The sequence below is a fragment of the Faecalicatena contorta genome (assembly GCF_003149105.1).
In the GTDB taxonomy this organism is placed as follows: Bacteria; Bacillota; Clostridia; order Lachnospirales; family Lachnospiraceae; genus Muricomes; species Muricomes contortus_C.
The window spans coordinates 349,135-361,490 of record NZ_QGDS01000003.1 but is presented as its reverse complement, the minus strand read 5'-3'; the positions used below and the strand labels follow the sequence as shown (position 1 = coordinate 361,490).

10 protein-coding genes are annotated in these 12,356 nt (G+C 41.1%); 7 read left to right on the top strand and 3 right to left on the bottom strand.

Annotated features, from left to right (window positions below):
* The first annotated feature begins 23 nt into the window (after positions 1-23).
* The 5 genes from A8805_RS07400 to A8805_RS07380 all read left to right on the top strand — a co-directional run bounded on the left by A8805_RS07400 (position 24) and on the right by A8805_RS07380 (position 5,927).
* Entirely contained in the window at positions 24-824 is an 801-nt protein-coding gene (locus A8805_RS07400) for an MBL fold metallo-hydrolase (protein WP_109709560.1), read from the top strand.
* Between the two features lie 282 nt (positions 825-1,106).
* Positions 1,107-1,820 carry an ABC transporter ATP-binding protein gene (locus A8805_RS07395; RefSeq protein WP_109709559.1) on the top strand — a complete coding sequence of 238 codons (714 nt, stop codon included), beginning with the start codon at positions 1,107-1,109 and terminating at the stop codon, positions 1,818-1,820.
* Positions 1,817-3,394, top strand: coding sequence for a putative ABC exporter domain-containing protein (locus A8805_RS07390; RefSeq protein WP_109709558.1), 1,578 nt, complete (start codon positions 1,817-1,819; stop codon positions 3,392-3,394). Before A8805_RS07395 ends, A8805_RS07390 begins: the two co-directional genes overlap by 4 nt.
* A 208-nt stretch (positions 3,395-3,602) precedes the next feature.
* Positions 3,603-4,079 (top strand): methylglyoxal synthase, encoded by a 477-nt coding sequence (locus A8805_RS07385; protein WP_109709557.1) that lies wholly within the window; start codon positions 3,603-3,605, stop codon positions 4,077-4,079.
* 315 nt (positions 4,080-4,394) lie between these two features.
* Positions 4,395-5,927, top strand: coding sequence for a sodium:solute symporter family transporter (locus A8805_RS07380; RefSeq protein WP_109709556.1), 1,533 nt, complete (start codon positions 4,395-4,397; stop codon positions 5,925-5,927).
* Between the two features lie 182 nt (positions 5,928-6,109).
* Here A8805_RS07380 and A8805_RS07375 read toward each other — a convergent pair whose 3' ends face one another.
* From A8805_RS07375 to treR, 3 genes are all read right to left on the bottom strand, one after another.
* Positions 6,110-7,144, bottom strand: coding sequence for a proline racemase family protein (locus A8805_RS07375; protein WP_109709555.1), 1,035 nt, complete (start codon positions 7,142-7,144; stop codon positions 6,110-6,112).
* A 79-nt stretch (positions 7,145-7,223) separates the two neighbouring features.
* Complete coding sequence (locus A8805_RS22315; RefSeq protein ID WP_109709554.1) at positions 7,224-7,436, bottom strand: hypothetical protein; 213 nt, start codon at positions 7,434-7,436, stop codon at positions 7,224-7,226.
* An 84-nt stretch (positions 7,437-7,520) separates the two neighbouring features.
* A complete protein-coding gene (gene treR, locus A8805_RS07365; protein ID WP_109709553.1) occupies positions 7,521-8,243 on the bottom strand; it encodes a trehalose operon repressor in 723 nt (240 codons plus the stop codon).
* A 295-nt stretch (positions 8,244-8,538) separates the two neighbouring features.
* Between treR and treP the strand changes: the two genes are divergently transcribed.
* Together treP and treC are read left to right on the top strand one after the other, a co-directional pair.
* The gene (gene treP / locus A8805_RS07360; RefSeq protein WP_109709552.1) at positions 8,539-10,515 is read left to right on the top strand and encodes a PTS system trehalose-specific EIIBC component; all 1,977 of its coding nucleotides are present in this window, start codon (positions 8,539-8,541) and stop codon (positions 10,513-10,515) included.
* A gap of 133 nt (positions 10,516-10,648) precedes the next feature.
* Positions 10,649-12,298: an alpha,alpha-phosphotrehalase gene (gene treC, locus A8805_RS07355; RefSeq protein WP_109709551.1), complete on the top strand. Its 1,650-nt coding sequence runs from the start codon at positions 10,649-10,651 to the stop codon at positions 12,296-12,298.
* Positions 12,299-12,356 lie beyond the last annotated feature (58 nt).

The window sequence follows — 12,356 nt, the reverse complement described above, 5'->3', positions numbered from 1 at the left end:
GGAACAGAAAGCAGGAGAAAGGCATGAAGCTGACAATTTTAGGTACAGGGAACGCTACGGTGACAGAGTGTTATAATACGTGTTTTGCACTGTCTGAGGGAAACCGGCATTTTTTAGTGGATACAGGGGGCGGAAATCAGATTTTGGGTATACTGAAGAAGACTGGAATTCCTTTGGAAGATATTCATGATATTTTTATTACCCATGAACATATCGACCATTTACTTGGTCTTGTGTGGCTGATACGTATAATAGGACAGAAGATGAATCAAGGGAAGTACGAAGGAGAGCTGCGAATTTACTGCCATAGCGGCCTGGTTGATATTATTACCACGATAACAGGGCTTACAATCCAGACAAAGGTGACAAAACATATCGGAGAGAGTATCCGCCTGATTCCTGTTGAGAATGGGGAGAAGAGAAAAATCGTGGGCTGTGAAGTAACCTTTTTTGATATTGGCTCTACGAAGGCAAAGCAGTTTGGATTTACCTTACGGACACCGGACGGCAAAAAACTATCCTGCTGTGGAGACGAGCCTTATAATTCGTGTGAGGAAGGGTATGTACGGGAAAGTGACTGGCTGATGCATGAGGCTTTTTGTCTTTACAGTGAGGCGGAGAAATTTAAACCTTACGAAAAACACCACAGCACGGTAAAAGAAGCGTGCTGCATTGCAGAGGAACTGAAAGTATCTAACCTGATTCTCTATCATACGGAGGAGACTCATTTAAGGGAGCGCAAGAAGCTTTATACAAAAGAAGGAAGTCAGTATTATCACGGAAATCTGTATGTGCCGGACGATGGAGAAGTATTTTATCTGTGACTGTAAGGAAACATTCATGTCACTAAGGAAACAACCATGCTGCTAAGTTCGAAAGAACACACCAGTGGTGAACTTTCACACTAGGCTCGGAAAGACACACCACAAGGGTGAACTTTCTCACTATGCTCGTGAAACACCTCGCCAAGTGTTCAATGTTTCACCAAGTAGTATAAGCAAGGATACAGGAATTAAAAAGATGATTGACAAGATTAGAAAACTCTCGTATTATTGTATTATACAAGTAGTACAATAATGCGAGAGTTTTATTAACAGGAGGGAATTATGCTGGAAATACAAGAATTGAGTAAATCATATGGAAAACATCTGGCGGTGGATAAGGTTAGTTTTTTCATTCCGGATGGAAAGGTGGGAATTCTGCTGGGGCCAAATGGAGCCGGAAAATCTACCATTATAAAATGCATTGCCGGACTGTTAAGATATACCGGCCGGATTGGAATACAGGGAATTGGTTCAAAGCGGCTTGAGGCAAAAAGGATGTTTGCCTATGTTCCGGAGATACCATCTATGTTTGAGGCGCTCACTGTAAGAGAGCATATTGAATATGTACGGAAAGCATATGACAGCCCCGTTACAGATGAGCAGGTGGAAGAGATGCTCAAACGTTTTGATCTGCATGATAAGCAGGATAAATTGGGGAATGAATTATCTAAGGGAATGATGCAGAAAGTGAGCATCTGCTGCGCTCTTGCTATCAATCCGAAAGTGATTCTCCTGGATGAGCCTATGGTAGGACTGGATCCAAAAGCAATTAAGGAATTAAAAGACATGGTGCTTGAACTGCGCAATACAGGAGTAACGGTCCTGATTAGTACACACATGCTGGAGATGGTAGAGGAATTGTGGGATATTATGTTTGTAATGGAAAAGAGCCGTATCATAGGTTCCTATCGGAAAGATGAGGTGGGAGAAAAAGATTTAGATGACTTGTTCTTTGAGATGACAGAGAGCTGGGAGACAGGCGGTGAAGAAGTATGAGAGCATTATTATATCTGACAAAAAGAAGCTTCATAAATAATATAAAAAAGGCTCTGAAAAAGCCGGTCTCTCTTTTAATTATCATTGGGGCTGTGCTTTATGCAGTCTTTATTTTGGTAATGCTTGGGCAGCTGGTGAAGTCGGTTCAGTTTGGGTCAGTAAAAGGTCTCCTTGCAATCGTAACAGTATGGACGTTATATGCGTTTCTCGGTAACTTTGTCAGCTACTCGTCTAAAAAGGGGGTTATATTCCGGCCGGCACATGCTCATTTTGTGTTTCCGTCCCCAATCAGCCCTAAGACAATACTGCTTCATAGTGCATGGATGAATTATTTGATGTCGGTTGTAGTGGGAATTTTGTTCTTCATCAGCGGAGTAACGGTATTTCAAGTTGCTGCGTGGAAGATGCTTCTGTTCTTTCTGACGGGGTGTGTTTTGGAGCTTGTGCTGGAAGGGAGTATCATGGTGTATTTATATACCAATGACAGGATTCCGGCTGGTGTTATGAAATGGATTGGCAGGATTATCAAAGCGTTCCTGGTTGGAATTGCTTTGTTTATTGTGATGTATTTTAGAAAATACGGGGTATCTCTGGAGTCCGCTTTCGCTTTTATTGACTGGACGGGCTTACAGATGATTCCGGTGGTAGGATGGAATATTGCAGTATATCATCTGATTCTCTTAGGCCCGTCAAGCCTGAATCTGGTGTGTACCCTGCTATATGTGCTGACAGTTGCTTTGCTGCTGATTGTAGCATGCCGTATGAAGTGTGAAGGTGGATATTATGAAGATGCAGCCAAGTTTGCGGATAACTATGCAGAGATGAAAAAGCGGAGCAAAAACGGCGAGATGGTAATCGGAATAGAAAAAAAGAAAAAGAAATTCCGCCGTGTGAATGATAATTTTAATGTGACAGGGGCTAGAGCTATATTTTACAGACAGCTTTTGGAATACAAGAAAGAAAAGTACTTTGTTTTTTCTAAGATGACCCTTTTGACACTTGGTATTGCAGTTTTACTTTCCCGTGTTATGAAGGACAGTGCTATGGAGTCGGGTATGCCTGAAATGTTCCTGCTTGGGATTATTGCATATATGACATTGATATTAACAGGATATCTGGGGAAATGGGAAAATGAATTAAAAAATCCGTATCTGTTTTTGATTCCCGACAGCCCGGTTAAAAAATTGTGGTATTCCACACTGATGGAACATATCAAAGCTCTTATAGACGGCTGTATTCTCTGTATTACATTTGGTGTTGTCTGGAAAATCAGCCCGCTTCAGGTTATAATGGCAATATTAATTTATACGGTCTTACAAGCTAACCGTATGTATACGAAAGTAGTGGCCCATTGTCTCCTGGGGGACACTCTTGGAAAGACCGGGCAGGATATCATCCGGGCACTGATTCAAATGACCTTGCTGGGACTGGGAGTTGGAGTTGCAGCGTTAGTTGGATTTACGGTGAATGTGGATTTCGTCTTCCCAATTATCCTGATTTATAGTATTATAATAACTGTAATTATAGGTCTGCTGGCATCCATCCGTTTCCATTCGATGGAGCAGTTAGGCTAAGTAAATGGAAACATCCATGTCACTAAGCCAGCAGGTTGTGCTTTACTACTAAGTTCGGAAAAACATACCACTGGTGAACTTTCACCCTAGGTTCGGAAAAATCTCACTAAGTAGTATAAGCAAGTCGGCAGGATATACTTTGCAGCTAAGGTTTGAAAATACCAAGCCTGAGATGCATAAGAAAAATAAGAATAGCGGGAGGAACATGATGTTAGAAGATAGCTATGTAACTATGGAAATAGGAAAAGCAAAACATATTGCACTGGTAGCCCATGATGGCAAGAAGAAAGAGCTGGTGGACTGGTGTGACAGGAATAAGGATATATTAAAGGGCCACTTTTTATGTGGAACAGGAACTACAGCTAAGTTGATTGCTGAAAGAACAGAACTTCCGGTAAGGGGATACTGCAGCGGACCTCTGGGAGGAGACCAGCAGATAGGTGCGAAAATTGTAGAGGGGCAGATTGATTTTATGATTTTCCTTTGGGATCCTCTTGAAGCACAGCCTCATGACCCTGATGTGAAGGCTTTACTTAGAATTGCAGTTGTATATGATATTCCTATTGCAAATAATCTGGCGACTGCAGACTTTATGCTGAATTCTATCTATATGAATGAGCCTTACAGCCGCAGGATAGAGAACTTTAACAAGACTATACAAGACCGTGTAAATCAGATGAAATAACCGGTCAAAAGTGAGATAAGATGAATCCCTCTGTGATACTGCTTTTTGGCAGCGTCCAGGGGGATTTTGTTGTTATGTAATAAGAAAACTGTATTTCCTATTATATAACAGCCCTCCGGCGAATCGCCCTACGTGCACAAGGGAAATGGCAGCTAAAGCGATCCCGCTTCGGCCTGAGAGTCTGGCTTGCCGGACTCTTTATTCTTGACAGGAACATAATCAATATGATAGTATGTGTTTGTATGTTTTAACGCTTTAAAGCGTAACGCTTTAAAGTAAATTAGTAAAAGTAAAAAAGAGAGATGAGGATGAGAAATGGGGATTAAGCTAACTTTACTGATTGTATTTTTTGCTGTAATGGTAGGTGTGGGAATCTATTCCAGAAGACATACCAGAAGTGTAGACTCATTTGTACTGGGAGGGCGTGCCGTAGGTCCTTGGCTTACAGCCTTCGCATATGGAACTACATATTTTTCAGCAGTAGTATTTGTAGGATATGCCGGACAATTCGGATGGAAATATGGAATTTCTTCTACCTGGATTGGGATTGGCAATGCGTTGATAGGAAGTCTTTTGGCTTGGGTTGTACTGGGAAGAAGAACAAAGGTTATGACTCAGCATCTGAATTCCAGGACTATGCCTGATTTCTTTGGAGAGCGTTATGGAAGCAATGCTTTGAAGATTGTAGCATCTATAATAGTATTTGTTTTTTTGATACCTTACACAGCGTCCGTGTATAATGGGTTGTCCAGATTATTTGGAATGGCGTTTAATATTCCTTATTCATATTGTGTCATCACAATGGCGGTATTTACCGCTGTTTATGTAATTTTAGGCGGATACATGGCAACGGCTATCAATGATTTCATCCAGGGAATTATTATGCTGGGAGGAATTATTGCAGTTATTGCTTCAGTACTCACCGGAAAAGGCGGATTTCTGAATGCAGTTCAGTCACTTGCACAGATTCCAAGTGATATCCCTGTAACCCAGGGACAGCCGGGTGCTTTTACTTCCTTTTTCGGACCAGACCCGTTGAATCTTCTTGGTGTAGTAATACTGACTTCACTGGGAACATGGGGATTACCTCAGATGATTAGTAAATTCTATTCCATTAAGGATGAAAAGTCTATCAATGTAGGAGCAATTATTTCTACACTTTTTGCCATTATAATATCAGGCGGCTGTTACTTCCTGGGAGGCTTTGGGAGACTTTTCGATAATGAGGCACTCCATGATGCAGGCACGGGAGCAATGATTTATGACAGCATTATACCTTATATGCTTTCTACCCTTTCAGATTTGTTAATTGGTATTGTTGTGGTGCTGGTGCTTTCTGCTTCTATGTCTACATTGGCATCATTGGTCCTGACTTCAAGTTCTACAATGACTTTGGATTTATTGAAAGATAATGTTGTGAAAAATATGAGCGAGAAGAAACAGGTTGTTACTATGCAGATATTTATTGTATTTTTCATTGTCGTATCAGTGTTAATTGCTCTTGACCCACCTACATTTATTGCGCAGTTAATGGGAATTTCCTGGGGAGCGTTAGCGGGAGCATTTTTAGCTCCGTTTTTGTACGGACTGTATTGGAAACGGGTTACTAATGCGGCTGTATGGGCAAGTTTTGTTACAGGAGTAGGAATTACGGTATCAAATATGTTCATTGGCTATATCGCTTCACCAATTAATGCGGGGGCAGTTGCAATGGTTTCAGGCTTGATTATAGTACCTGTTGTAAGTCTGATAACACCAAAACCGTCTAAGGAAAAAGTAGATGAGATATTTACATGTTATGATGAAAAGGTAACTATTACGAAGAAACGTTCTTTAGAGGGAAATTAGAAAGTCATATGAGAATTTGACAAGTCATATGTACTTTCTTGAGCATTAGTAGTTTAAGAAGTATAGAATATTAAAAAGGATTGCCGCAAAATAAAAAGGTTATTTTGCGGCAATCCTTTTATAAGATTGATAAAACCTGTGGGTCTGACTTGTCTATGAACTAAGCCTGGCTTGCAGTTTGATTAGCCTACCTGGAAGCCATATTTCAATGGATCTGTAGGATCGATTAAATATGTAGCTACACCTGTCAGGTAACAGCTTCCTGTAATCATAGGAATTACTGCATCGTAATCAGCAACCTTTGTTGTTTCTTTGATTACGCCTTTGAACCTGGTTCCAATAAAGCTTTCATAAATAAATTCTTCGCCTACGCCGATTTCTCCCCAGTGATGTAATGTAGCAAGCTTTGCACTTGTACCTGTTCCGCATGGAGAACGGTCTGCCATAGCTTCCCCAAAAATAACTACATTTCTCATGGTTGCCTGATCCGGATTTGGTGTAGGGCCATAGAATTCAACCAAATCAACAGAAGTAATGTCGAGCAGAGGATGCTGGATAGAAACCTCTTTGTTGATTGCTTCAAGCAGCTGCATTCCCAGTTTCTGGAAATCAGGAATTGTCTTAGGATTGATGTCTGACATTCCAATTTTGGTTGTATCGACTAAAGCAAAGAAGCTTCCGCCAAAAGAAATGGTAAAAGGAATTTCTTTTCCATCAATTGTTACGGAAAGATTTTCTTTGTAAACAAAAGAAGGTACATTTGTTAATGTTACAGACTCTACTTTACCGTCTTTTACGATTGCATCTGTATGGATTAATCCGGCAGGTGAATCCAGAACTACGTGGTTAGTTCCTTCTTTCGCCTCTTTTAACCCTGCCTCTAAAATAACTGTTACACTTCCGATTGTACAGTGACCGCACATATTCAGATATCCGCCTGTATCCATGAAGAGAACCCCAAAATCTGCTTCTTTGTTAACAGGCTCACAGAGGAATGCACCGAACATATCGTGATGTCCTCTTGGCTCAAACATGAGAGCGGTACGGGCATGATCGTAATTGTTGATCATCCAGTTTTTCTTTTCAATCATTGTTGTACCTTCTGGTTCCGGGAATCCTCCGATTACCACACGGCAGAATTCTCCGACGGTGTGTGCATCTACAACCTGCAATGCAGCCTCAAACCGTCCGAAATTAACATTTGGTTTTAATTCCATTTCTAAATACCTCCTTTGATTGTTGTAACCTCTCTGAATCTTCAGGTCTCGCTTTATTTGGCCGTCAGATTCTTTCTTATTAAAATCCCCCGCTGTGGAGGCGATTTTCAATTTTACCGATTTCAGGTGTATTAACCTTAACAATAAAACCGTCTAATTTATAAAATGACATAAAATTAACAATTGACATGTAGTCTAGAACCAAGTTCAGTTTTCTAAAATCATTATAAGCGAAAGCACCCGAAAAATCAAGTGTTTTGCTTTTCCTTTTTTTCGGGTTTTCTGCTCCCATTTTTGCTTATAGGCTTTTCATTTTTTCATCGAAACGGGTCGGTTTTGGAAGCTTAAAAGAGGTATTAGTATTTAGCGGTAATTTTTAACGTTTTCTTGTAGCCGTGTCCTGGAAGCAAAAATAATCCGGGCGGTGTCTGGACTGGGTATACTCGAACATAATGCCATCACCATTATAAGTTTGTCCGCTGACAACAGCCAGGCAGTTATAATCATTTAAATCCAGATGTTTTTCGTCAATTTCTGTAGCGCGCTCTACAGTCATTTTGCGTTTACTTGTAATAATCGACATTCCCAATTTATTTTCAATATATTCATAGATGGAATCTCTGGCGATTTCTGGTGTCAGGCCAGGGACAATAGATTTCAAAAACATATTCACGTCTAAAATCAGTGCTTTGTTCTCCAGATAGCGGACACGCTGAATATAGTAGAGTTCACTATTGGCAGGAAAGCCTGTCTTTCGGGCCACCCTTTCATCGGCAGTGATTTCTGCAAACTGGATAACTTCTGTGTAGTATTTTTTGTGATTCCTGACAGCAGACTCCTTGAAAGATTCAATACCTCCAATGGTGAAGGATGCCTGATCTATTGGCTGGTAGATAATGCGCACGCCTTTTCCATGAAGGGACTGTACATACCCCTCCTCTGCCAGTTCTGCAATGGCCCGGCGGATGGTATTCCTGGAGCAGCCATAAATCCCTACCATTGTATTTTCAGAGGGGAGCAGTCCCAGGCTGGGATATTCCAGCGATTCAATCTTGCGTTTTAGGTCTTTATAAATTACTTCAAACTTTGCTTTTGGCATAATATCATCCTTTTCATTCTTGCTTGTTTAAACATCTGTATTCATTATAATATATGAAAAAAAGAAGTCAAGTGAGTCAGAGTGGAAAGGTTAGTAAGACAGAAAGGAATAAGCAGGATATACACATAGTAAAAGGGGAATGACTGAACTGTAAGAAAATATAAAATCACGCTTGACTTGTTTAAACAAGTGTGGTATAAAATAATTAAGAAACTTGTTTAAACAAGATTGAAGACATGTATCATTAACGTGGTGTATGTTATACCAGAGAATGAGGAGATTGGGAGGTAAATCCATGGGCAGATATGCAGAGGATGCAAAAGAACTTTTGGAACTGGTTGGAGGAAGAGAAAACATTGCAGCGGTTTCTCACTGCATGACAAGAATGCGCTTTGTACTTAATGACACGAAGGCAGCAGATGCAAAGAAGATTGAAGCCTTGAAGAGTGTAAAAGGAAGTTTTACACAGGCAGGTCAGTTTCAGGTAATTATAGGGAATGCTGTGGCGGATTTTTACAATGATTTTGTAGTTATAGCGGAAATTGATGGTGTATCCAAGGATGCGGTTAAGCAGGCCGCAAAGCAGAACCAGAATATATTGCAGCGGGCTGTATCAGTACTGGCAGAAATTTTTGCACCTCTGATTCCTGCAATTATTGTAGGAGGTTTAATCCTGGGTTTCCGTAACTGCATTGACAGTCTGTACATATTTGAGAATGGAACAAAGACATTGTGTGATATCAGCCAGTTCTGGGCTGGGATTGATCATTTTCTCTGGCTCATAGGTGAAGCCGTATTCCATATGCTTCCAGTAGGAATCTGCTGGTCTGTGACGAGAAAAATGGGAACCACCCAGATGCTGGGAATCGTTCTCGGATTAACTCTGGTATCTGGCCAGCTTCTGAATGCATATGCTGTGGCATCAACAGCAGCGGCAGATATTCCGGCATGGAATTTTGGATATTTTAAAATTAATATGATTGGATATCAGGCCCAGGTAATTCCTGCAATTTTGGCAGCGTTTACGCTTGTATATCTGGAAAAGTTTTTCCGGAAGATTACACCACAGGTGATTTCCATGATAGTAGTTCCATTCTGTAGTCTTGTTTTGGCAGTGATTGCGGCTCATTTTGTATTGGGGCCAATCGGATGGAAGATAGGCTCAATTATTTCAAGTGTGGTTTATGCAGGAATTACAGGTTCTTTCAAAGTTATATTTGGTGCAATATTCGGATTTGTCTATGCACCTCTGGTAATTACCGGACTTCATCATATGACAAATGCGATTGATCTGCAGCTGATTGCGGATTATGGCGGAACTATGCTGTGGCCTATGATTGCATTATCTAACATAGCACAAGGTTCCGCAGTATTAGGAATGGTCGCGCTGCAGAGAAAGAATGCAGAAGCCCAGGAAGTAAATGTACCGGCATTTATTTCCTGTTACCTGGGTGTCACGGAGCCTGCAATCTTCGGAGTTAACTTGAAATACCTTTTTCCATTTATATGCGGAATGATAGGATCAGCCGGAGCAGCTATAGTATGTGTGGCAACCGGGACGACAGCAAACGCTATCGGAGTAGGCGGACTGCCAGGAATTCTTTCCATTCAGCCGAAGTATATGTTTTCTTTTGCAATTTGCATGGCAATTGCATTTGTGATTCCCTTCACATTAACAATAATTGCAGGGAAGCAAAGAGGTATTGCCAAACCAGTTAATGTAGAAGGAGATGGAATACAGGCAGATATATTTGCGGAGATCGGCACAGGAAAGAATGTTGCTGAAATAGAAGAAACTGTAGAGGGATTAAAGGCATTTTTAAATGGTAAGGTAATCGCGTTAAAAGAGGTCAATGACGGTGTGTTTTCTGAAGGAATCATGGGTGATGGTGTCGCGATCATTCCAGAAAACGAGATGCTGTGTGCACCGGCTGCCGGGACAGTAATGGTGTTGATGGAGGAATCCAGACACGCCTGTGGACTAATGCTGAATAATGGTATGGAGCTGCTCCTTCATGTAGGTATTGACACAGTAGATATGAAAGGTGACGGTTTCACATATCTGGTAAAGGAAGGAGATAATGTTTCGGCAGGAACGCCTTTAATTCAGTTTGACAGAAGTAAAATTAAAGAAGCAGGGCACCAGGATGTAACAGTGTGTATCATTACCGGAGTGGGCGATGCTGAAAATATCCAGTTCCATACAGGGATACAGGCAGCAGCAAACGAAACTATAGTTGCAACATTTGAAAGCAAAGCAGATTCCAAGTAGTTGATTCTCACGAAGGCAACGAGCCAGGCGGGCATGCGTGCATGTCCACCTGGTGACTGTCCGTGGGGTAATATGCCCTGTGGCTTGCTGCAAGGTATGTTACTTGACTTGGAAATGATGAGAGGAGCTGGCTATGTTAGAGTTTAAAAGTAAGGTAGTATATCAGATTTACCCAAAGTCATTTAAAGACTCAAATGGTGATGGAATCGGAGATTTAAGGGGGATTATCGAAAAGCTGGATTATCTGGAATTCCTGGGGGTGGACTATCTGTGGCTGACTCCATTTTTTGTATCTCCGCAGAATGATAATGGTTATGATGTGGCAGATTACAGGAGAATAGATCCTTTGTTCGGGACAATGGAAGATCTGGAGGAATTGATTGCCAAAGCAGATAAAAAGGGGATAGGCTTGATGCTGGATATGGTATTTAACCACACTTCTACCCAGCACGAATGGTTCCAAAAGGCATTGAGGGGTGACCCTGAATATATGGACTACTATATCTTTAAAGACGGCAGGCCGGAACAGCTTCCGACGAACTGGGAATCTAAATTTGGCGGTCCGGCATGGGAGTATGTGCCTTATTTGAAAAAATGGTATCTTCATCTTTTTGATGCAACACAGGCTGATTTGAATTGGGAGAATCCAAGAGTAAGGGAAGAATTGAAAAGTATTCTTCGTTTCTGGAAAAAGAAGGGAATCAAGGGATTCCGGTTCGATGTAGTGAATTTGATTTCCAAGCCGGAAGTATATAAAGATGATTTTGAGGGGGATGGAAGAAGATTCTATACAGACGGAAGGCATGTTCATGATTTTCTGAAGGAACTGGTTCGTGATGCAGAAATTGAGGACATGATGACGGTGGGTGAAATGTCATCTACCTCTTTGGAAAACTGCATCAGGTATTCCAACCCGGACGAAAAGGAACTTACTATGTGCTTTAATTTCCATCATTTAAAAATAGACTATAGGGATGGAAATAAATGGGAACTGATGGAACCAGATATCAGTGCTCTGAAAGAATTATTTAATATATGGCAGGTGGGAATGCAGCAGGCAAAAGGCTGGAACGCAGTATTCTGGTGTAATCATGATCAGCCAAGGATAATATCCCGTTTGGGAGATGACAGAAAATATTGGAGGGAATCTGCCAAGATGTTGGCAGCAAGCATACATATGATGCGTGGTACGCCTTACATCTATCAGGGAGAGGAACTTGGTATGACCAACGCAGGATATGAGTCAATTGACCGGTACCGGGATGTGGAGAGTTTGAACTACTATGATATTATGCTAAAACAGGGAAAAACAAAAAAGGACGCATTGGAAATTCTGGCGGCACGTTCCAGAGATAACGCGCGGACTCCCATGCAGTGGTCGGACAAGGATAATGCAGGATTTACAGAAGTGGAACCTTGGATTAGCCTGCCGGATAATTACAAGACAATTAATGCTGAGGCAGAAGCTAAGGATGAAAGTTCGATTCTCTCATTCTATAAAAAGGTGATATGTCTTAGAAAAGAGAAAGCAGTAATAGCGGAAGGAAATATAGAATTTTTGGATAAGAGAAATCCAGATGTACTGGCTTACCGCCGCATGCTTGGAGCCGAAGAAATTATTGTGTTATGTAATCTCCGGGGAAAAGAAGCTGTTTTTAATGGTAATGTAGAACTTACAACATATGAAAAGATACTTGGCAACTATGCAAAAGAGGGGGAAAGGCTGGGTAAGCTGCGGCCATATGAGACCGTAATATATGAAAAAATGAGAATAATTCCCTGAGTTAATCTTAATATTAGCCTCCTTCTTAGGTCTGTGATGTACTGTGAACTCTTTTGTT